A 23214-nucleotide genomic window follows, 5' to 3' on the forward strand; every position below is an offset into this window, starting at 1 on the left:
TATACAAAAAAGGGAAGCATCCTAAGAAAACTTCCCTTTTGCCCTATATAAATCTAGGTCTAAGACCCACACATTAAACAATCGTCTCCTTCGCCTTCTTTAGATTGTGCAATGATTGCACGAAGTTCTTCTGGAGTAAGAGCTGTTCCTTCTGGTGCAACAGCTTCTTGTTTTGGTTCTTCTTTGGTTGCTTGCGCTTCCATTACTTGTGCAGCAGCTACGGCTACTTGTTCTGGTTTAGGCTCCTCTTTAGTTTCCTTTTTAAGCGTAAACTTAATTGCATCTACCGCAGATTTCGTTCTCAGGTAATACATACCTGTTTTTAATCCACTCTTCCATGCGTAAAAATGCATCGAAGTTAATTTGGCCATAGTAGCACCTTCTAAGAACAAGTTTAAAGACTGAGACTGATCGATAAAATATCCTCTATGACGAGACATATCGATAATATCTTTCATACTCATTTCCCAAACAGTTTTGTACAGTTCTTTTAGATCTTGCGGAATGATATCTATATTTTGTACTGAACCATTAGCACGCATAATAGCATCCTTAAGGTTATCATTCCATAATCCTAATTTCACTAAATCTTCTAATAAGTGTTTATTTACTACGATAAACTCTCCAGAGAGTACACGTCTGGTATAAATGTTACTTGTGTACGGTTCGAATGCTTCATTGTTTCCTAAAATCTGAGAAGTAGATGCTGTAGGCATTGGTGCAACTAATAATGAGTTACGTACTCCGTTTTTAAGCACTTGCTTACGAAGTTTTGCCCAATCCCAACGACCGCTTAATTCTTCATCTTTTATTCCCCATAGGTTGTATTGAAAATCTCCTTTAGATATTGGAGAACCTTCATAAGTTTGATATGGCCCATCAGCTTTTGCCTCTTCCATAGATGCTGTTACTGCAGCAAAATATAGAGTTTCAAAAATCTCTTGGTTTAATTTCTTAGCCTCATCACTGGTAAATGGCAAACGCAATTGGATAAATGCATCAGCCAATCCTTGTACGCCTAATCCAATAGGGCGATGACGCATATTAGAATTTTCTGCTTCTTTTACCGGATAGTAATTACGATCAATTACTCTGTTCAAATTCTTAGTTACCCGTTTTGTAATCTTAAAAAGCTCTTTATGATCAAACTCTCCGTTTTTCACAAACATTGGCAATGCAATAGATGCCAGGTTACATACTGCTACTTCATCTGGGCTAGTATATTCTAATATCTCTGTACATAAATTAGATGATCTTATAGTTCCCAGATTTTGTTGATTAGATTTGCGATTTGCAGCATCTTTATACAACATATAAGGTGTACCCGTTTCGATCTGAGATTCTAAGATTTTTTCCCAAAGTTCACGTGCTTTGATTGTTCTTCGTCCTTTTCCTTCTGATTCAAAACGAAGGTAAGCTTCTTCAAACTCATCACTATGTATATCAAATAAACCAGGGCACTCATTAGGACACATTAAGGTCCATTCTGCATCTTCTTGTACACGTTTCATAAATAAATCCGGTACCCACATTGCATAGAATAAATCACGTGCACGCATTTCTTCTTTACCATGATTCTTTTTCAGATCTAAGAAATCAAAGATATCAGCATGCCATGGTTCTACATATATTGCAAAAGATCCTTTACGCTTTCCTCCACCCTGATCTACATAACGAGCTGTATCATTATATACTTGTAGCATGGGTACAATACCGTTAGATGTTCCATTAGTACCAGCAATATAAGAACCTGTAGCACGTACATTATGTATAGATAATCCTATTCCTCCAGCAGATTGAGAAATTTTTGCTGTTTGTTTAAGTGTATCATAAATACCATCAATACTATCATCTTTCATCGCCAAAAGGAAACAAGATGACATTTGCGGTTTTGGTGTTCCCGAATTAAATAATGTTGGTGTAGCGTGTGTAAAGTATTTTTTAGACATTAATTCATAAGTCTCTATAGCAGCATCAAGATCATTAAGATGGATACCGATAGAAACTCTCATAAGCATATGCTGCGGACGTTCAGCAATTGTGCCATTGATTTTTAATAGATAAGAACGTTCTAATGTTTTAAAACCAAAATAGTCATAGCCAAAATCTCTATTGTATATAATAGTAGAATCCAACTTTTCCTTATTAGCCATAATTACCTCATATACATCATCGGCTATCAGTGGTCCTTTTTTACCGTTTCTTGGATTTACATACTCATATAGGTCTGTAATGACTTCAGAAAAAGTTTTCTTTGTATTTTTATGTAGATTAGAAACAGAGATACGAGCTGCAAGCTTCGCATAATCAGGGTGTGTTATAGTCATTGTTGCTGCTATTTCTGCAGCCAAATTATCCAACTCACTAGTCGTTACTCCATCATACAACCCTTCTATCACTCTCATTGCTACCTTTACAGGATCAACTAGTGGATTAAGTCCATAACATAATTTTCTTACCCTTGCGGTAATCTTGTCGAACATAATTGGTTCTTTACGCCCATCTCTTTTTACTACATACATATTTCTTTTTGGTTTTTAAATTTTCTTCTTAACGAAGAAGTTGATGATAATTCGTGTTACTAATTTTATAATTTGAAGGTCAAAAATTATATTTCATCTCCTTGAAATTGGATACTAAGAAGAAATCTCTACATCCAAAAATTAGAGTAATTCTATAGATAAAAAATAATAATATGACTTTCGTCCCTTTTGTTTTTTTGTGTAGCTTTTCATAAAGCCTTATCAAACTGAGCTAATCTGAATTAAACAGAAGAAATGTTTTTGATTAGCTCAGAATGAATATATCTTTATTTTTAAGTATTTTGGATCCAACTTTCGTTGGAATGATAATCTTAAGAAATTAACGTTACACTATTAATGTTCTTTTCGATTAAAAATCTGCATCAAAACTTATCTTATTGTCTTCCGTGTCTTTATTAAGCACCCCTGCTTTTTGGTATTCTGAAACTCTTTTCTCAAAGAAATTGGTTTTACCTTGCAAAGAGATCATGTCCATAAAATCAAATGGATTTGATGTTTCATATTCTTTTTCGCATCCTAATTCTACCAGTAATCTATCGGTAACAAATTCTAAATATTGAGTCATTAACTTAGAATTCATACCTATCAAACTTACCGGAAGAGATTCTGTTATAAATTCTCTCTCTATATCTAATGCGTCTATCAGGATTTTTCTAATTCTATCTTTTGGTACTTTATTTATCAAATGTTTGTTATGAAGATGAACTGCAAAATCGCAATGTACTCCTTCATCTCTTGAAATTAGCTCATTAGAAAATGTAAGTCCTGGCATTAATCCACGTTTTTTCAACCAGAATATAGAACAGAACGCTCCTGAAAAGAAGATCCCTTCTACCGCCGCAAAGGCAATTAAACGTTCTGCAAAAGAATCAGATTCTATCCATTGTAATGCCCAGTCTGCTTTTTTCTTAATTGCCGGAAAATTCTCTAATGCATTAAATAGTATATCCTTTTCTTTCTCATCCTTTACATAAGTATCGATCAATAAGGAGTATGTTTCTGAATGAATGTTTTCCATCATGATCTGAAAACCATAGAAAAATTTCGCCTCACTATACTGTACTTCGTTTATAAAATTTTCTGCAAGATTTTCATTAACAATACCGTCAGATGCAGCAAAAAACGCTAAAATATGTTTGATAAAATATTGTTCATCCTCAGTAAGTTTGGTTGCCCAATCCGTAATATCCTGATGCAAATCGATCTCTTCTGCTGTCCAAAAACTAGCTTCGGACTTCTTATACCATTCCCAAATATCGTGGTGTTGGATAGGAAAAATTACGAATCGATCTTTGTTTTCTTGCAAAATAGGTTCTACGGCGCTCATTCTTTTTTTTTTAGCTGTTTTTTTTTGAGAATTTCTTATTTCCTAAGGGTATTACAAAGATCAAAAAATAGGTTAAAAGTTCTACGGAAAGTTAACAAACGTTTTCAACAAAGTTTTCAACACGAAGTGAATTTGCAACAAAAATGATCTTTCACAAAACACACATAACACTTTGTTAATCAAAATATTAAGTGTTTTTTAGAAAATACAGATAATGTGAACATCATCTTCAAAAATCTCTTATTTTTCACTTGCTAGCCGAGGTTTTTCAACAGAAAAACAAAGAAGAGAAAATGCACCTGTTTACGGTAAACCCGTAAGCCAAAAAAACTCTTTTTTTAACAAAAAAAAGAGAGTTATTTATATCTAAAAATATAAAGAAGGGGTTTATTTTTTCAATTTTGCTGCCACGTTTTCAAGTTCTATATACCAGTCTTCTCCAAATTTTCGGATTAAGGCTTCTTTAACAAATTTATAGATCGGTACTTGAAATGCTTTACCCAATGTACAGGCATCATCACAAATTTCCCATTTGTGATAATTTACAGCAGAAAACTCGGTATACTCTTGCACTCTAACTGGGTATAAATGACAAGATACCGGTTTTTTCCAGTCAACTTCACCTTGGTTATAAGCTTCTTCGATAGCACACATAGCTGTTCCTTTTTCATCAAAAATCACATATGCACAATCTGCTCCATCAATTAGAGGTGTTTCTAATTCTCCATTAGCAGTTTTAACATGGGTTCCGTAATGCTCGATAGCCTCGACACCTTCTTTTCTCAAATAAGATTTGACGATAGGGTATATCTCTTTAAGCTTATGAACTTCTGACTCTTCTAAGGGCGCTCCCGCCTCACCATCAATGCAGCAGGCTCCTTTGCATGCAGAAAGATTACACACAAAGTCTTTCTCTATAATATCCTCAGAAACTATGGTTTTTCCTAATTGAAACATGCCGCTAAGATAATTCTTATACAAGAGATTTTTTACAATTTATTCACCTTTTTATAATACCTTTATTTAATAAAGTCTATTTATATTTGCTCAAAATTTTGAAACCATTTTTACTATGAACTTTGATCTTAAAGAAATATTTACTGCAAGTATGATTTTATTTGCGGTAATAGATATCATAGGAAGTATACCTATTATTATTGATTTACGTAAAAAAGTAGGACATATCCAAAGTGAAAAAGCTTCGATTGTTGCTGCTATATTAATGGTTGTTTTTCTTTTTGTAGGGAAAGAAATTCTAAACCTTATCGGGATCGACGTTAATTCTTTTGCCGTAGCTGGTGCTTTTATTATTTTCTTTCTAGCCTTAGAAATGATATTAGGTATCCAATTATACAAAGATGATGAGCCAGAAACGGCTGCAGTAGTTCCATTAGCCTTTCCTTTGATTGCCGGAGCTGGTACAATGACCTCTATCCTTTCTTTACGAGCAGAATACCACCCAATTAACATAGTAATTGCTATACTAATCAATATTATTTTTGTTTATATTGTTTTAAAATCATCAAAAAAGATAGAAAAAATAATAGGTAAGCAAGGAATTAATGTGATTCGAAAGATTTTTGGGGTAATTCTACTTGCTATTGCAGTTAAATTATTTGCTACAAATATCAAAGGTCTTTTTTAAAGAAAATTAAACGCATGAAATATTTTATATACTTACTAATTGCTATTGCAACGGGTTTAATCATTTACAATATAACCTATCTAGATTTTGATGATTTATTTGCTGGTGATAGTAAAACGGCTCTTATTGGCATTTTTTCTTCTGCTTGCGTAGTTCTGTTAATGTCAATCTTGTTGGTTTCTAAAAACATCCAAAAGAAGAAAAGAGGAAATTAATTCCTGAAGCTTTATCAGCTTTGTTTTAACAGCAAAACACTTTTTAAAACACAAAGAAGCAAGCGATAATCACGGGTGGAATAGAAATTACCATTAGAATCATAAAAAAGTTATGCAGCTTTCTAAATAATAATGCTCGCATTAAGGATTTTTTAAGCTTTATATCTTCAGAACTATGGATGTGCTCTCTTATTATATCACCAGAAACATAAGAGGTATCAACTAATATATCATGCTTTAAAAAAATAGAAGCACTATTATCCAACAACCTAAAAGCAACTGCTATAATAAAGAAAAAAAGCGGAGAGCATATTGCAATAGCTACTAGATATTCTTCAAATTCTGACATATATCGGATATAAGTTATTCTTCTTTAGAAAGTGATAATACTTTATTAATCATCGCATCATCTTTATTTATAATTCTTTCAAAAGCTCCAGTTCCAAATAATTGTTGCGCCATTGTCGCTTTCAAATATTTTTTTAATTGATCTTCATAGTTTTTCAACTCAATTTCTATCCCTCTTTGTCTTGAATATTTTAAAAAATCTTCAGCAAAAGCGTCATCTATATTGATTTTTTCATTAAACTCATTTTCAGATAAATCATTATAATACGACCTGTTTTTATCAAGTTCTTCGAATACATACCCTCCCATACGACCAGAACGTAACATATAATCTAATGTTTCACCAACACGTGTAGTATCTTTACTAACAAATATATCTGGTATAATACCCCCGCCCCCATAAACAATTTTGCCGCCTGGAGTTTTAAATTTTAGAGAGTCTGCTACCTGAATACTATCTGCACTCTGTAATTCTCCATTTTTATATCGCTCCATATACTCATTAAAATACTCTTTATTTCCATTAGTATAAGGCTTTTGTATTGATCTCCCGGTTGGTGTATAGTATCTTGAAATTGTTAATCGTATTGCACTACCGTCACCTAATGCCATTTCTCTTTGCACAAGACCTTTTCCGTAAGAACGTCTGCCAACGATAGCACCTCTATCATTATCTTGAATTGCTCCTGCAAAAATTTCACTGGCAGAGGCAGAGTTTTCATTGATTAGCACATATACTTTTCCTTGTTCAAAACTTCCTTTATTAGTAGCAAAATTATTTTCGATGGCTCCTTTTTTATTTTTGGTAAACATAATCAGCACATCATCTTTCAAAAATTCATCCGCCATTTTTAAAGCCGGAGCAATAAATCCTCCTCCATTATCACGAAGATCAATCACCACATTTTCGGCACCTTTATCAATTAGCTCATCCATTGCCGTTTTAAATTCTTTATAAGTAGTCTCTGCAAAACGGTTTACTTTTACGTACCCTAATTTATCATCTAACATATAAGACGCATCTACACTTTGTATAGGTACGCGTCCTCTTTTTACCACAACATCAAATGTGCCTTTACCTTTTCTATATACTCTAAGTTGTACCTGGCTGTTTAGCTCTCCTTTTAGCCTATTTGCTAATCCATCTCTTATAAGTCGTTCTCCAAATAAGGTGTCGCTATCTGCCATTAATATCCTATCTCCTGCCTTAATTCCAGATTTTTCACTTGGCCCTCCTTTTATGGTATTAATCACTGATATTGTATCTCTATAGGGGTAATAACTTACTCCAATACCAATAAAATCTCCTTGCATGTTCTCTGTAATCTCTTCAAGTTCTTCTGAGGGTATATATATCGAATGAGGGTCCAGGTTTTCTAATATTCTGTTTACCGTAACCTCGACGATACTATCGGTATTGATTTCATCTACATACTCATAGTCTATATAATCAATAAGCCTATTTAGTTTCTCTTTTTTGGGGTTATATGAAAATAGCTTTGCCGAAGGGTTGCTAAAATCAAGTTTACTACCCAAAAATACTCCGGCTCCTACAGCCAAACCCAAAAACAAAGGCAAGTATTTTTTTGAATATCCCATTATTCTTCTAAATCCGTAATCTGTTCTATTTCTACTCCAGCCTTAGCAAGAAATTGCAAACCAGAGTCATCTTTATAACCCATTTGATACACTATGCGTTTTATACCTGCCTGATGAATCAATTTACTACATTCCTTACATGGTGATAATGTAATATATAATGTTGCTCCTCTACATGACTGAGTAGATGAAGCTACTTTAGAAATCGCATTTGCTTCTGCATGCAATACATACCACTTTGTATATCCTTCTTCGTCTTCACATGGGTTTTCAAAACCTGTTGGAGTCCCGTTAAATCCATCTGAAATAATCATTCTATCCTTTACAATAACCGCACCAACTTTTTTTCTTTCACAATGAGATAATTTCCCCCATTCTCTTGCAATTCTCAGATAGGCTTTATCGTACTTCAGTTGTTTTTTTTTTGACATAAAATAGAATGACTAGTGTATTGATAACAATCAAAGTACGAATATATTATTACGATGTGGCAAATACAACCCTAATCACACTTATTCACCAAATTTTATTTGCGATAAGCATGGGGATTACCATTCCTATCACAATAGAAGAAACAACAAGTATCCAATCTCGTTTTGAAAATCGAAAAAAGGTCTGAAATATAAAACTAACTATAAGAACAATTAAAACAATAATAATCTGTGCAGCTTCAACACCCAATGCAAATTCAATTAAAGGCAAAATTTTAGAGTTCACATTACTGCTAATTGCTCTAAAATAACTAGAAAATCCCAATCCATGAATTAGTCCAAAAAAAATAGTTACTCCATATAAGATTCCTATTTTACTGTTTTTTGAAGTATTCTTTACAGTAAATACATTAAACAAACCTGCAATCAATATGGTCAAAGGAATCAGAAATTCTATCAATCTCGAATTTACTGATACCACATCATATGTTGCCAAAAATAAAGACAATGTATGCCCAATTGTAAACAAGGTAACTAACAACAAAATACGTTTCCAGTTATCAAAAGTATATCCTACTGTTAGCGCAATTAAAAATAAAATATGGTCATAAGCATGCCAATCCAGCACGTGACCAAAACCCAGCTTTATATAAAGCCAAAACTCTGACATAATTTTAGGTTTTGAGGTGTGGGACTAATGTACAACTAAATACAAGAACGAAGAAATACATGAAAAATTCTTATCAAAAGTTTAAGAAATTCTGAAACAAAACCAACTACCAGAATCAAAAAAACCCAGGAGTATATTCCTGGGTTTTTCTTTTATTTATAAAATTTTTCTTTCGAAAAGTATTTTCAAAATAACGAATACCCTAAAATCACAGAGAAAGAACTATAATCAAATATACCACCTATTTCACGGCTTGTTGCATAACGTGCTTCAATACTATATCGATCATTATACTTATATCCAAAACCTACTGCTATATTCGTTTTACTTTTTAACTTATTAACGATTGGGGTAGAACTATTATTTCTCAATACAAATGTAGAATCAAACTCGAAGTCTAATACATAAGCAGCATTAACAAACAATTTTGACTTATCACTTAGAAACATATAATGCCTTAAACCTATAGGTAATTCTATGGATTTATAATCAACAGTATAAGTTCTGGTATTTGTACCAAGAAAATTTATGTATTCTATTACTAATTCTGATTTATAAGACTGATAAGTGGGTTCTATAAATATCCCCCATTTGTTTTTATTAAAGGGTAAAATAAACTCTGCTTCAATCCCAAATCTAAGACCTGATTGATCTTCAAAATTACTAATATCTCTACTATTATTATTTATAACAAAATTAGATAAGTCTACATTGGATTTAAGAGAAGAAAAATTAATCCCTGGTCTGATCGTAAGGTTAAATAAATCTCTATCTTCTTGTTTACGAGTGTTCACAAAGTTTGGATCCTTACACGCATTATATTTTACAAAATACTTTATTAAACTATTTTTCTTATAGTTCGTTTTTACTGCATCACTTTCTTTCATGTTATCACATTTAACATCTGTCCAAAGCTGCTGTTTATATCGATTATTCTTATCAATTTTATTCGTTCTTTCTTTTGCTACCCCGTTTACTATTTCTTGTGTAACTCTATACGTTTTATAGATTAACTGCTCTATATCCTTATCACCTACCTGATAAAAGTATCTAATTAAGTTTCCCTCCTCATATTGATATAGGTTTGCTTCACCTTGCACTACATGTTTCAGAAATAAAGTTGCTTCTTTAAACTCGGGGTTTTTGTTAGCACTTAAATGATTTAATTCCTCGCTTGACATATCAATATTTACAGTTGCTTTTACGTATTTTAGATCAGAGACTGCAAATTCTTTAATGTTTCTTATATAGTCTATCTTGGCCTCATCATCTTCACTTATTTTATATTCAATCTGGCTCGGATTATCATGCCAATCTACATTTTTAATAAGGCATTCTGTTTTTATTCCATTATTATCAATAAAATATCCCTGCTCAAATTTGATTTGGGCATAACCGGTAATACTTAAGATCATTAACAGAAGTAAAAGTGATTGTTTTTTCATTTCAATGTTTAGTTTTTGTGTATTTATATGGTTTCTACATTCAATTTTCACATTGCAATAATAGCAAGTCTCAGTTTCATTTTTCGGAACTGACATAAAAATGTTTTTAGTAAAAATTATTAGGTAGAATTAAATGGTCTGAAAATGAATAGTTGTAGTATACTTGCAAAATATTTCTACTCTTTTGAGATCATATTTTGATTGACCTTAAATTAGTTATAAAAATAAAACTAATACCAATCAAGACCACAACACTTGCTATTGAAAGAGTAATAAAATAGTGTTCAAAAAAAATAAAATCAAGCCAAATGACGGCCCCTTTATAAAAAATCAATACTTCTGTGAGAGCAAATCCTAAAAGATAGATGTAATATCCTTTTTCAGGAATTTTAATAAGTTTAAAATATTCCAAGAATAAAAATAAACTAATGCTTACTACTCCCAAAAAAGTCCAATGTAAATAACCTATAGTAAAATCTATAATAGTAGTAGCCAGGTTTGCAAAATATGGAAAAGCCGAGATCAATTGTAGTAAAAATTTAATCAGGATAAGAATACCTATTGTTTTTAATAGTTTTTTTTGAAAACCAGAGAATATGTTGTTTAATACCGTTCTTGATGTTATTAATAGCCTAATAAACATCAAAAATGCTATACACTGAAGCAAGCCACCTACTCCTCCCAAAATATAATAAATACCTGCCGGTCTAGTCCATAATACCGAAAGAAAAAAGCTTAAAACAATCCCAAGGTTAATTGCCCTAGAAAAGTTACTAAAATCTCTATTAGAGATACGTACCTCTTGGTGCTCAAGAATAAAAATCAACAATCCAAATAAAGCTAGTATCATCCATCCGTTATACTGAAAATGCAAATAAAAATAAATAGCCAGTCTATACCAGATAGAATCTGTTCCTAGCGTACTCATTATTGCTCCTAATGCCCAAGGACCAATACTAGAAATAACCATATACCACAAAGCAATCTTTATACATTTGTAAGATTTTGCATTCTTAAACTTCTCTGGTATATTTTTAATAAAAAACCAGGTAAACCAATACGAAGCAAAAAGGAATAGTGTAGAAAAAGTTATCGAGAATAATGCATATCCCTGAAAAGGGAAACTAAACAACATTCCTAATAAGGTAAATTGGGTAAACCAGAAAATGATTCTATATCGTTTATCAACATTACACTTACCTAAATACAATTTGTAAAGTAGGGTTGTTAAACCAATATATACCCATCCTAGTAATGCTATATGGGAGTGTGTATGTACAATATATCTATAATCAACAGATATGTCAAAAACGTATAAAAATCTTAAAAAAACACCAAGTGCAGCTGCCAATAAAAAAAAGGCAAGTGATATCAAGGCATTTTGTTTTGATTTTATCATGCAGCAGTTTCTTCAGTACAACAAATATAGCTTTAGAAATCCTTTTTCTTAGATTTTCTATAGATGTTGAATGTAGGTAAAAATACCCAAATAGAAAGTGCGATACAAGATAAAATTACTCCTAAATTAGTACCAAAAAATTTCTGAAAAACTGCACCGGTATACCCTAATAAAGCAGAAATATCAAGTTTTAATAATATCAAGATCCTAGATAAATCAATAGGGTTAAATAAAGTTACTCCTATTGAAAATTTATCTAATGGGTAGGATTCAAACATGATTAATGACATTAAAAAAAGACCATCGTAAATCACCGCCATAAATAACCAAAGCAAAATAGCGTAGCTAAACCCTTTTATTTTGTTTTCATTATAGAGAGCAATATTAAATGCCAACGCCGTAAAAATTAATGTCAAAAATGTACCCGTAATGAGGAGTAAGGAAAATTCCCAAATCGCACTCGATTGAAAAAGGCCGTACATGGCAAACGGTAATCCTAATCCTATTACCAAACTCATAGATAATGAAAGCGCTACTCCTAAATATTGCCCAAGAAAAATAGACGATCTCTTAATGGGTTGCGCCAAAAGTAATTCGGTAAACTCCTTAGAATTATAATAATACATAACTCCAAAAATAGTTCCGATAAGAGGAACAAGAATAATAATCACATTCATCAAAGTAATTACAGCTTTTGACAAATCATTATTCAGGAATAATAATACAAATCCTAATGCCAAATAAAAAAGCAGGTATACATAACTCCATCGGCTACGGATAAGGTCGTAAAAACTATATTTTAAAATCTTAAGCATTATTTTCTTTTAGCAAATTAGCAATCGCATGTTCAAAGTCGTTTTCTTTCGTTTTTTCTTTTAGGGTGCTTATATTTCCTTTGAAATATACCTTACCCTCGAGAAGAAAAACGATTTCATCGGCAATCTCTTCAACAAAACTCATAATATGAGAAGTGATCAAAACTGTTTTTCCTTTTTCTTTTTCTATTTGTATTATTTTTTTAAGCTCTAACAAGGCAATAGGATCAAGCCCTGTAGTAGGTTCATCTAGAATAATTAATGGGCTATCAAACATTAATGTTAATACTAAATTTACTTTTTGTTTTGTTCCTCCAGATAGGTTACTTAGTTTTTTATCCAGAAAAGGGTTCAATTGAAAAGAGGATATCAGCGCAGTATCATCTCCAGATTTATTTCGTAAATCTTTGATCATTCTAATCAATTCTTGCACTGTAAGATTTGCAGGGAAATTAGCTATTTGCGGTAAATAGTCTATTTGCTCACGATATTTCCAACTTTTCTTAATTGGAGTATTATCAATAAAAATATCACCTTTATTTGGGATAACCATCCCAAGAATAGATTTGATCAATGTCGTTTTACCAGATCCATTTGGCCCTAGTATTGCAAATATCCCGCCTTCAGCAATACTTAGATCGACTCCTTTTAAAACCTGATTCTTTCCAAAATCCTTATGTAAATTATCAATTTTAATCATCCTTGTTTTTTCATTAACGGATACTTATCAAGTAAATCATCAGGGGTAAATACAGGCGATACTTTTTCAGAAAAATCAATCATATCAATAAACAAGCTCCTCATTAAGATAATCGTTTCTGGGGTCCTGTTTACGATATATGAAAATAATTTTACCGGCCTGTAAGGTACATCTCCAACACCATTTTTATCTAAATCATATCCTGTATACCCACTCCAATAATTCTTATCAAATTTGTTGTCATTAAGTTTACTGTTATAGGAGACATCAAATGAATTATACATAAAGTTATTGTTACTAAATATATTTGCATAACATGCACCACGTACTTTGATGGCCCAACCGTTTTTCACAAAACTGTTTTTAGTATACTTAATTCGATTAGAGCCTTCGATATTAATCCCTATTGTATTCTCTTTAAAAATGTTTCCTGTTATTTCTGCATCATTGATCTCTTTCAACAAAAGACCATAGGATGCTGCTCCCCAGTTTTCTTTAAATGTATTGCTCAACATTTTTATCTTCTTGGAGAACATTACAGCGACACCTGCTCCATTATTCTCAAACGTATTATTCTCATACAGGTCATTGTTAGAAAACATAAAATGCAACCCATATCGTAAATTATTAGAACTTATATTATTTTTTATTCTACAATCATTAGCAAACTCAAGGTAGATACCATCTCTTACATGTGTAATGATATTATTTTCTATGTCTATATTTTGAGAATACCATAGTTGTATACCGTTACCCGAATTATATTCTTCTACTGCGTCACCTATAATCTTATTATGAAAAACTCTGCCATCTCTTGATTTCTCTAGATATATCCCAAAGAATAACTTTTCTAGCACTAAATTTTGTATCAAAAAGTTTTTGCTTTTTACTACCCGTACAGCCGCATAATCCTCTGTATAACTAGTACCTACATTAATAATGAATAATCCATCTACCGTAACATTATCAGAAATCACTTTTATAATTCCTCCTTTTAACTCCCCATCAATTATGGGGTAGTTTTCTCCCAATAATGTCAAAGGTTTATCAATCACAATATTAAATTCATTATACTTTCCTTTTTTCACAAGTACTGTATCAAGTGCCGTGGCTATAACTATACCTTTTTTTATTGTTTTTATTTCACAGGAATTACAGACCTTTATAGTCTTGCCGAGAAGTAACACTGGCAGAAGAAAGATTGCCAGAAATAGTATTTTCCTGATTTGAAACATTTATTTATTATTTGCTTTTTCTATAGGTTAAATCTTAATCACTACGGATCAACATAGAATTCGAATAGTTCCCGGTTTTCATCGGGATAAGTATTTTTATCTATTAGTTATACTGGATGGATAGATATATTTCTATTTTAATGCTTTAGATGTTCTAAAAGTTCTTCCCAGGTAAATAAATCCCCTCCTTTTTCAGATTTCACTTTTTCTGCACTCGCCTTACTTTCAAATGAGGTTAAAAACGCTCCCATAGGGCTCGATATATTTTTACTTATCAAAAAAGTAGCTTGTGTTGCATCAATTAATTCTTCTGGAGAATCGTAATGATTAGAAAGATAAAGTGAGATCTCTTCTTTGTCTATCTCTGCAACATAATTTATCATACATTCTACTGCATCGAACTTAAATACCTTACCTTTTTTTGTAACGATCTCGGCAGCATGAATTTTGTCGACAATGGTCATACTGCAATAATGACAATTGTCTTCTCCATAGGCAATTTTTTCCTGTTGAATGTTACATGAGGAACATGTTATTATTAGTAGTATTAAAAATGCTATTGTGTTAAAACTATTCCTTTCCATTTTTATTGATTTTTGAAGTTTTTTTCGCGTTTCCCTACAAAATAAGAAATAAAGGTCAGAGCCATTCCTATTGCCAAAAAATATGCCCCTAGTTGAGGGTATGAGTGGGCTCTAAAATTTAAAATATCTTTAGTTCCAAATAATGGAGGTTGAAACCCCATAACAGTCCCGTCTGGATTGGTAAATTTCATTATTGCTTTTGGGTCCAAATCATGCCCATAGTCATGCTCCCACAGATAAAAATCATAAATTCCTGCCAAGGCTAAAATAGCCATTACTATAAACCATCCCAAAAACCATTTATAGTTTGCTTTAAAGGCTAATATAATTCCTAAAAAGGCCATTACTATAATCACAATAGGAAAAATCCTGAATTCTGGAATCGATTCGGGAATGTATTTCATTCCTACATAATGATTCATCAAATTGATATTCTTAATATCATGAGGATGCATGTCTGCGAAATCATTTATGTAGATATCCATTCCTAACGGAGTTGGATATTGAGGAGCTTCTAATGTAATATTCCAAAGAGGAAATACGAACAGAAATAAAGGCAACAGTACTCCTACAAGCATTAATATTCTTGATTTCTTCTTCATGACTACAATTTTTTTAAGTTGATTTAAAAGCGAGAGGGGATTTTATCCTCTCGCTTTTTTGGAAATATAACTAATCTATCTCCTTCCTGGTAGAATCTGAAATTAATCTTCTCCCAGAGACCAGGAAAGTTCTATATCAGATGATGCAGGTGATACTCTTACATATCCTTGCATCTCTTGATGTAATGCCGAGCAAAAATCAGTACAATAAAATGGCCAGACTCCTACTTGTTTAGGTTCCCACACAAAAGTTTCTGTTTGCCCAGGCATTATTAGTAGTTCAGAAGTATTGGCTCCGATCATACTCACTCCATGTGGTACATCATAATCTTGTTCTAAATTTGTAACATGAAAATAGACCTTATCCCCTACTTTAACTCCTTCTATATTATCTGGTGTAAAATGGCTTCGGATCATAGTCATATATACATGTACTTCTTTTCCTTCGCGTTCTACTCTTACATTTTCATTATTTTTAATACTATACTTATGTTCATTTTCTTCTAATTTATAGATTTTCTTAGAATGGGGTTTTATGAGATCAGCTGGTATCCCAGCGGCATAATGTGGTTCTCCAATAGTTGGAAAATCTAATAGCAATTCCATTTTTTCACCTGTGATATCATACAACTGTGCCGATTGGGTAACTTCTGGTCCGGTTGGCAGATAACGATCTTTAGTTATCTTGTTCATCGCCAGTACATATTTACCAAATGGTTTTCTAGAGTTTCCTCCCGGAATCATCAAGTGGCCTACAGAATAATATGTAGGTTTTCTATCTATTACTTCCCAACTTCCTAGTTTCCATTTTACTACTTCAGAAGAAATAAAGAACGTGGTATATCCATTTCCTTTACCATCAAACTCGGTATGTAATGGTCCTAGTCCGGCTTGAGAAACAACACCTGCCAATGCATCTTCAAATTTGATAATCGGAATTCCATAAGCATCCCCATCAAACTGTTTATTTTCGATAGCCTTAATCATTTTACTAAACGAGTGTACTGTAAGATCGGCAGAAAGTTTACCGTTCCCAACAATATATTCTCCCGATGGGTCTACATCACAACCATGTGGTGATTTAGGTGTTGGTAAAAAGTATACTAAACCTGGGCATTCTGCAGGATCTAATACTTTTACTTCTTTCTTCATTGTAGAAGTTGCCGTATGTGTTTTCTCATCATATACATTATGTGCATAATTAGCCGGCATTGTTTTAAACTTCCCTTGTTTGATATATTCTTCTGCTTTTTTCCAATTGATTGCAGCGATGAAGTCTTTATCATTTTGAGATGCATTTACTTCTAATAAAGAATTTGCTTCTTCTGTATTGTATGTAGTAAAAAAGAACCAACCATGTGAGGCTCCTCTACCTGGGTGAGCTAAATCATAATTAAAACCTGGTAGTAAAATCTGAAAAGCCATTTCCATATTTCCATGATCAGGATCTACACTAATAAAGGATACAGCTCCTTTAAATTTTCCTTTATATTCTTTGATAGCAATATCTTCTTGTGGTACAGGTACAGAAAAACGAGTTCCTGCTACTACATATTCTGTATTTTCTGTTACAAAAGATGAACTATGATTACCAGCACTATTAGGAACTTCAATTATTTCTGTAGTTTCAAAAGTACTTAGATCAATTCTTGCAATTCTTGGGGTATTGTTTCCGTTAATAAAAACCCAACGCCCATCAACTTCTCCATTGGTCTGTGATATATCTGGATGGTGAGAGTCATCCCAAGGTACAAAACCATAAGAGGTATTAAGCATTGGTTTTGTTTCTTCATTATATCCCCATGCTTTTTCTGCATCTTGAGAAAAAACAGGGATTACTTTAAATAATCGTCCTGATGGAAGTCCATATACAGATAGTTGTCCACTAAACCCTCCTGAGACAAATGCATAAAATTCATCATGCTCTCCAGGAGCTACATAGACTTTTTCTGCAGCATTAGATCCTAATGCTCCATCGGTTATTTTTTTATCTTTATTAATATCTGCACAGCCGGTTATTACCAAGCTAAGTACTGCTGTAATAAAGAGTATTTGAGATATACGTTTCATTGGTTTATCTTTTTATTAGTTTATTAATTTGATGGTGGTAATAATACCTTATCAATAACATGTACAATTCCGTTTCCGGCAGGAATACTTGCTAAAATTTTGGCTTCGCCAATAAAAACATCTTCGCCTTCTTTGGTTACTTTCACATTTACACCATTAGACTGGCCCAGTTTTTTAAATTTTTTCAGAAAATCTTTTGAGTAATTACCTGGTGTTACATGGTATTTTAGAATGTTTGCTAATGCGTCTTTATTTTCTGGTTTCAAAAGATTCTCTACAGTTCCTTCGGGTAATGCATCAAACGCTTCATTAGTTGGAGCAAATACCATTAAAGGCCCTGCATTTACCAAGGAATTTTCTAAACCGGCAGCCTGAACAGCTGCCACCAATGTAGTATGATCTTTAGAACCAATTGCTATATTAAGTACATTAGGGGTCGCTTCATCATCTTGAATAAATGCTTGCCCTTGTTTTTCGGTGGTTTCGGTTACTGTTTTTTTTGGTGTTGAATTTGTTTCCTCTTTCTTAGTTTCTGTTTTACAACTTAGCAAGAAGGTAAAGCTCATTAGAATTAAAAAAAATGCTTTAGTTGTTTTCATAATATTTAGTTTAGTTTATTTTTTGTTGTGTCTATATTGATCTGCACAAAATCTATAAATCCTACTACATCAAATACTCTGATTTTCAGGTGTTGTAGGGTTGTATCCAAAAACTTTATTTGGCAAAATGGTTCCATGAATATGTAATATGTATCCAATACAAGCAAAATGGTGGATTGCATGACTATGAGCTTGGTTTAACCCTCCTCCTAGGGTTGTCGGAATCTCAACCATCCCCATCCCAAGATCATCTTTTATAATAATAGCAATACTGGGATCTAAATCAGAAATACATTCCAGATCAGAAATTATTTTTCTCAAATATCTCTGACCTTCTACTGGGTTTTGTTCTACAATAGTTCCCCTTTTTCTCTTGGTTAAGTCAATAATTCTAGAATCTATACCATTAACTATACATTTAAAAATATCTAGTATATGACGTAAATGCCCACCTATACTACTGTAATAAGGCGCTGCAGATGTACTGGAATAAATAGCAGGTGGTAATTCTGCAAATATTTCTTCTGCTTGTTTTAAATTTATTATGGTGGGTTCAACAATCTGCTTTAACATTCTTTATCCTTAGACAGGTTACAATATTTCCAATAAAGCCTTTTGTACTATCCCTTTTTCAAAGTTCTGAAGTATTCTAAAATGGCTCTAGCTTCTTCTTCTTTTAAACTTTGATTTGCCATTGGAGACCCATTATGTTCTTTTAGTAACTCTTGAGCCAGTGGATCTTCTTTAATCATTTTTTCAGGATCCAGAATCATATTCATAATCCATTCTGGAGTTCGTCTTTCTAAGATACCAACGGGAGCTGGCCCGATAAACTTCTTATGGGTTTTATGACAAGCAGTACATTTTGTCTTAAAGAGTTCGGCTCCCTGAGCAGCCATTGTTTCGTCAATAGTGGCATCTAATACTAAATTTTTGATTGGCCCAACTCCTTTATTTGTGAGATCAACTTTTTTTGATGCAGGAGTGCCAGTAGAAACGGGTTTGGTTTCTTTTTTTTGAGTTGTTGTACTCTTTCCTATTTTAATTTGTTCTTCCTTTTTTTCTTCTTTTCCTCCGCAACTTATTAATAGAGTAACAGCGAATAAAATTATCAATTTGTCTAGTCTAATCATTTTAATAGATTTAAGATTATTGTTCAAAAATTCATTTCTCAAGAGAAATATTATTTTGATTATATCAGACAAAATTAGGTATGGGATAGGGAGATAAATATGACAAAAGTCATATTTCGGACAAATTAGTCTTTTATTTTATGGTTTTCAGAAAATTGAACATAAAATTCTTAACTCGAAGGCTATAAATTAGGGTTCTAAAAGACTACATTTTCTCTTTACTAATGTGCCAACTCAATAATTTTATTTACGGTTTCCTTATTGTTTACTCCTAACCCTTCTTGTTGATGGACTAATTCTCCTCCCTGATCAAAAACGCTTATGATGTTAGAGTGTGAAAAATCCATTGGTGATATTTTTTTGTAATTCACGGCAAGAACAGCTGCAAATTCTCTTGTATCTGATTTAGTGCCTCTAAGAAACAGCCATTGATCAGATTCCATTTCGTTCTCAATAGAGAATTTTTTAAGCCTTTCGGGGGTGTCAGTCTCTGGATCAATACTTACTAATAAGAGTTTAATATTCTCTTTTTTAGATTCTGGAATTTGAGCTTCTATATCTCTCATATCAGCCACCAATCTCGGGCAGGCTGCTTTACAAGAGGTATAGATCATTACCATTACAAGAACATCTCCTTTTAATTCTTTGAGTTCTATTTTTTTATTGTCCTGTGTAGTCCAAATAGAAGGCAAATTGTAAATCGAAAGTTCAGAAATAGAAGTGTTATGTTCTTTGGATTTAGATTTAGATTCAGACACAGCTACTTCTTCTTGTTTTTTTTCTTTATTACAAGAGCTTAACACAATGATTGCTCCTAATAGTAAAATTTTTATGATATTCATTTTGATCATATTTGATGATTTAACACACATTATGTATTTGAGTTTTATCTTGTGGACTTAAGGAGTTACATTAATATCTTTTACACAACGAAAACCCAAGTTCTTGACTGCATAATTTGCTTTCATACTTCCTCTAAAAGCATAGCGCATAAACGCAGCGTAATTCATTAAATCTGAAGCTCCAACAGCTGCACTGCCGCAAAATAAATTACTATCTTTATCTACATCTTTTCTAGATTCTCCCGATATCAGTACAGAATTAAAATCCAATGTCCATTCCCATACTAATCCATGTAAATCATATATGCCCCAATAATTTTTAAAAGTAGATCCAATACTGTTATTAAAAGATTTAGGAGTTTCGTACCATTCTAAAATATATTGATTATAGGTTTCTTTTTTTCTTGCGTCTATAGTCTTATCATCTGCCATTGCAGCGTATTCCCATTCATCAATAGTTGGTAATCTTTTTCCTTGACACTCACAATATTTTTTGGCGGCAAACCAAGAAATACCTGTTATAGGAGAATTAGGTTTCAATTGATCACTTAGAGTATTATCATCTTTCCAAAGTACCAAATAGTTTTTATCTGCAAATAACTGCTTTACATGGCTTCGTTTCCATTGTGGGTATTTCTTAACAAATGCTAAAAATTCACTATTTGATACAGGATAAACATCCATTAAAAAATCATTGACTTTTACCGCTGTAGAATCAACTCCGTATAGAGGAATATAAACTCCTCCTTTAACAGTAACCATATTTTCTGTTTGTGCTATAACACTATTTAATGTATATCCTATACATATAGCAAAAAAGAAAACTATTTTTAAAGGAGGAGTTAGCATTTATTCTATAATTTTAATGTGCGTTTCTTTTACTTGCAACCATGGATGCTGTTACTTCTTTTTTAGAATTTCCCCAACTATTGTATATATAAGTAAGCACATTGGCTACTTCTTCATCTGTTAGGTCTTGTTTAGTCATCACACTATTGTATTTTTCACCGTTTACAGTAATTTCTCCTGTTTTACCGTTTAGTATAATATCAATTGCACGGTTTAGATCAGCATTTAAATAATCTGATTTAGCCAGAGGCGGAAAAGCATTAGGAATTCCTTGACCTTCGGCTTGGTGACAAGCAAAACAAGTTCTCATATAGGTAGCTTTACCAAATTCCATTTTTTCCTGTAGTGTTTTTGCCGTTTCTTCGGTTTTTACTACACTCTCATCAACGGGCATTTCCTGGATTCCACTTCCTTCTGGTTGATAGACTCCTTCTTCCTGTTTACCAGAATAGATTTTCTTGTTCTCTTCTCCTTGTACCTTAAGCATTCCTAAGGCACCTTTATTAAATGCTCTAAAAATAGAGTGATCCACCAAAATGAAGGTTCCCGGAACATCAACTTTAAATTCTACGATAGCTGCACCTCCTGCAGGAACCAGAGTAGTTTGCACATTGGTATTAATAAGGTCACCTCCTTCTACCCTAACGACATCAAAAATTTCGCCGATAACATGGAAAGAAGATACAAGGTTTGGCCCACCATTACCTACATATAATCTTATCGTTTCTCCAACATTTGCTGTAATGGCATTATCACCGGTTAACGAACCTACTTTTCCATTAAAAACCACATAATCTGCATCTTCATCTACAGCTTTTTTCATATCAAAGGGCTGCAATCCTCTTTCTCCATTCTCTCCTTTGGTATAAAAATCCCCTTGCATTACATAATATTCTTTATCTACCGGTGGAAGACCTTCTTCTGGCTCAACAAGTATTAATCCATACATTCCATTAGCAATATGCATCCCTACCGGAGCTGTCGCACAGTGATATACATATAATCCTGGATTTAGTACTTTAAAAGAAAACTGAGCTTCATGTCCAGGAGCTACAAAAGAAGATGTTGCCCCACCCCCTGGGCCTGTTACAGCATGTAAATCTATATTATGGGGTAATTTGTTATCTGGGTGATTTTTTAAGTGAAACTCTACTTCATCCCCAACTTTTGTTCTTATAAAACTTCCTGGTACCGAACCTCCAAACGTCCAATACACATACTTTACTCCATCTGTCATCTCTCCTTCTTCTTCTAGAACCTCCATATTCACGATAAGCTTCTTCGCTTTTCTTCTTCCTGTAGGTCCAGGAACATTGGGAGGTGAAGTTAATTCGGCAATCATTTCTTGACTTACAGGAATGCCTTCTGGCCCCAGATAATTCTTTGCCTCTGCTTCTTTGTTTTGTGAGCAGGCAGATAGGATCATCAATAGAACGCCTATAAACAATCCTGTACTAGATAACAATACAAATGGTTTTTTTGATTTCATATTCTTACTACTTTTACTATTAATAAAAGACTTTTTTATCTTTTATTTTGTAAAAATAAGAATTACTACAGCACATGAAATATGATAAATATCATATTTTAAGACTAATTAGTCTTTTATTAAAATACAAGGATAAAAATTAGCAATTATTTAATTCGGATATTTTTATCCTAATTAAATAATTACTAATTTTGCACTATAACTAATTTTTGAATAGAATGTTTTCAAAAGCCTGTGAATACGGAATTAAAGCTGCTATCTTTATCGCCTTAAAATCATACCAAGGAGAGCGAGTAAGTCTTAAAGACATTGCTGCCAAAATTGATTCGCCAGAAGCATTTACTGCAAAGATTCTCCAAAAACTAGCTAAAAATAATATAGTCGATTCTATAAAAGGTGCTGCCGGCGGTTTTGAAATAGAAAAACACAAAATAGCATCAATACAACTTGCAAAAATTGTTGATGCAATAGATGGTGATAGTATTTATATTGGTTGTGGGTTAGGTCTCAATAAATGCTCAGAAGATCATCCATGTCCTGTTCATTATAAATTCGCTTCCGTAAGAGAAGAATTAAAGAAAATGTTAGAATCTACCAACCTTGAAGAATTAGCTCTTGGGATCAAGTCTGGAGCTTCATATTTAAAAACCTAAAAAAAATTACTCTTAAACAGG

Annotated in this window: 24 protein-coding genes; 3 read left to right on the forward strand and 21 right to left on the reverse strand. The window is 32.7% G+C overall.

The features are described 5' to 3' along the window. Positions 1-59 precede the first annotated feature (59 nt). From Z054_RS0122065 to Z054_RS0122075, 3 genes are all read right to left on the reverse strand, one after another. Positions 60-2522 carry a ribonucleoside-diphosphate reductase subunit alpha gene (locus Z054_RS0122065; RefSeq protein WP_024772203.1) on the reverse strand — a complete coding sequence of 821 codons (2463 nt, stop codon included), beginning with the start codon at positions 2520-2522 and terminating at the stop codon, positions 60-62. A gap of 370 nt (positions 2523-2892) precedes the next feature. Further along, entirely contained in the window at positions 2893-3870 is a 978-nt protein-coding gene (locus tag Z054_RS0122070; RefSeq protein WP_024772204.1) for a ribonucleotide-diphosphate reductase subunit beta, read from the reverse strand. Between the two features lie 387 nt (positions 3871-4257). Next, entirely contained in the window at positions 4258-4827 is a 570-nt protein-coding gene (locus Z054_RS0122075; protein WP_024772205.1) for a DUF3109 family protein, read from the reverse strand. Between the two features lie 115 nt (positions 4828-4942). Between Z054_RS0122075 and Z054_RS0122080 the strand changes: the two genes are divergently transcribed. Next, on the forward strand, positions 4943-5515 hold the full coding sequence (locus Z054_RS0122080; protein ID WP_024772206.1) for a MarC family protein: 573 nt from the start codon (positions 4943-4945) through the stop codon (positions 5513-5515). A gap of 14 nt (positions 5516-5529) precedes the next feature. Then, positions 5530-5730 carry a hypothetical protein gene (locus Z054_RS31115; RefSeq protein ID WP_084050534.1) on the forward strand — a complete coding sequence of 67 codons (201 nt, stop codon included), beginning with the start codon at positions 5530-5532 and terminating at the stop codon, positions 5728-5730. 43 nt (positions 5731-5773) lie between these two features. On the opposite strand, the gene Z054_RS0122090 is transcribed toward Z054_RS31115, so the two are convergent. The 18 genes from Z054_RS0122090 to nirK form a co-directional block, all read right to left on the reverse strand. Continuing rightward, entirely contained in the window at positions 5774-6079 is a 306-nt protein-coding gene (locus Z054_RS0122090) for a hypothetical protein (protein WP_024772207.1), read from the reverse strand. A 14-nt stretch (positions 6080-6093) separates the two neighbouring features. After that, entirely contained in the window at positions 6094-7677 is a 1584-nt protein-coding gene (locus tag Z054_RS0122095; protein ID WP_024772208.1) for a S41 family peptidase, read from the reverse strand. After that, positions 7677-8108, reverse strand: coding sequence for a deoxycytidylate deaminase (locus Z054_RS0122100; RefSeq protein ID WP_024772209.1), 432 nt, complete (start codon positions 8106-8108; stop codon positions 7677-7679). The genes Z054_RS0122095 and Z054_RS0122100 overlap by 1 nt, the downstream gene beginning before the upstream one ends. 85 nt (positions 8109-8193) lie before the next feature. After that, positions 8194-8778: a HupE/UreJ family protein gene (locus Z054_RS0122105; protein ID WP_024772210.1), complete on the reverse strand. Its 585-nt coding sequence runs from the start codon at positions 8776-8778 to the stop codon at positions 8194-8196. Between the two features lie 185 nt (positions 8779-8963). Beyond that, on the reverse strand, positions 8964-10223 hold the full coding sequence (locus Z054_RS0122110) for an outer membrane beta-barrel protein (protein ID WP_035093092.1): 1260 nt from the start codon (positions 10221-10223) through the stop codon (positions 8964-8966). 190 nt (positions 10224-10413) lie between these two features. Further along, the gene (locus Z054_RS0122115) at positions 10414-11622 is read right to left on the reverse strand and encodes a hypothetical protein (RefSeq protein ID WP_024772212.1); all 1209 of its coding nucleotides are present in this window, start codon (positions 11620-11622) and stop codon (positions 10414-10416) included. Between the two features lie 32 nt (positions 11623-11654). Beyond that, the gene (locus tag Z054_RS0122120) at positions 11655-12437 is read right to left on the reverse strand and encodes an ABC transporter permease (protein WP_024772213.1); all 783 of its coding nucleotides are present in this window, start codon (positions 12435-12437) and stop codon (positions 11655-11657) included. Continuing rightward, positions 12430-13137 carry an ABC transporter ATP-binding protein gene (locus tag Z054_RS0122125; protein WP_024772214.1) on the reverse strand — a complete coding sequence of 236 codons (708 nt, stop codon included), beginning with the start codon at positions 13135-13137 and terminating at the stop codon, positions 12430-12432. Before Z054_RS0122125 ends, Z054_RS0122120 begins: the two co-directional genes overlap by 8 nt. Beyond that, positions 13134-14372 carry a nitrous oxide reductase family maturation protein NosD gene (locus tag Z054_RS0122130; protein ID WP_024772215.1) on the reverse strand — a complete coding sequence of 413 codons (1239 nt, stop codon included), beginning with the start codon at positions 14370-14372 and terminating at the stop codon, positions 13134-13136. The genes Z054_RS0122125 and Z054_RS0122130 overlap by 4 nt, the downstream gene beginning before the upstream one ends. A 137-nt stretch (positions 14373-14509) precedes the next feature. Next, positions 14510-14956 (reverse strand): nitrous oxide reductase accessory protein NosL, encoded by a 447-nt coding sequence (locus Z054_RS0122135; protein ID WP_024772216.1) that lies wholly within the window; start codon positions 14954-14956, stop codon positions 14510-14512. Positions 14957-14958: 2 nt separating this feature from the next. Further along, complete coding sequence (locus tag Z054_RS0122140; RefSeq protein WP_024772217.1) at positions 14959-15558, reverse strand: hypothetical protein; 600 nt, start codon at positions 15556-15558, stop codon at positions 14959-14961. Positions 15559-15660: 102 nt separating this feature from the next. Further along, positions 15661-17628: a Sec-dependent nitrous-oxide reductase gene (nosZ, locus tag Z054_RS0122145; protein WP_024772218.1), complete on the reverse strand. Its 1968-nt coding sequence runs from the start codon at positions 17626-17628 to the stop codon at positions 15661-15663. Between the two features lie 23 nt (positions 17629-17651). After that, on the reverse strand, positions 17652-18227 hold the full coding sequence (locus Z054_RS0122150; protein ID WP_024772219.1) for a fasciclin domain-containing protein: 576 nt from the start codon (positions 18225-18227) through the stop codon (positions 17652-17654). Positions 18228-18296: 69 nt separating this feature from the next. Next, positions 18297-18800 carry a hypothetical protein gene (locus tag Z054_RS0122155; protein WP_024772220.1) on the reverse strand — a complete coding sequence of 168 codons (504 nt, stop codon included), beginning with the start codon at positions 18798-18800 and terminating at the stop codon, positions 18297-18299. 47 nt (positions 18801-18847) lie between these two features. Continuing rightward, positions 18848-19360, reverse strand: a complete 513-nt coding sequence (locus Z054_RS0122160; protein WP_024772221.1) for a c-type cytochrome — start codon at positions 19358-19360, stop codon at positions 18848-18850. A gap of 221 nt (positions 19361-19581) precedes the next feature. Then, entirely contained in the window at positions 19582-20202 is a 621-nt protein-coding gene (locus Z054_RS0122165; protein ID WP_024772222.1) for an SCO family protein, read from the reverse strand. Between the two features lie 57 nt (positions 20203-20259). Continuing rightward, a complete protein-coding gene (locus Z054_RS0122170; protein WP_024772223.1) occupies positions 20260-21051 on the reverse strand; it encodes a formylglycine-generating enzyme family protein in 792 nt (263 codons plus the stop codon). 13 nt (positions 21052-21064) lie between these two features. Further along, positions 21065-22540 (reverse strand): copper-containing nitrite reductase, encoded by a 1476-nt coding sequence (gene nirK / locus Z054_RS0122175; RefSeq protein ID WP_024772224.1) that lies wholly within the window; start codon positions 22538-22540, stop codon positions 21065-21067. Between the two features lie 218 nt (positions 22541-22758). On the opposite strand from nirK, the gene Z054_RS0122180 reads away from it, so the two are divergent. Beyond that, complete coding sequence (locus tag Z054_RS0122180) at positions 22759-23193, forward strand: RrF2 family transcriptional regulator (RefSeq protein WP_024772225.1); 435 nt, start codon at positions 22759-22761, stop codon at positions 23191-23193. Positions 23194-23214: the final 21 nt, after the last annotated feature.

The sequence above is a fragment of the Aquimarina macrocephali JAMB N27 genome, from assembly GCF_000520995.1.
Classification (GTDB): domain Bacteria; phylum Bacteroidota; class Bacteroidia; order Flavobacteriales; family Flavobacteriaceae; genus Aquimarina; species Aquimarina macrocephali.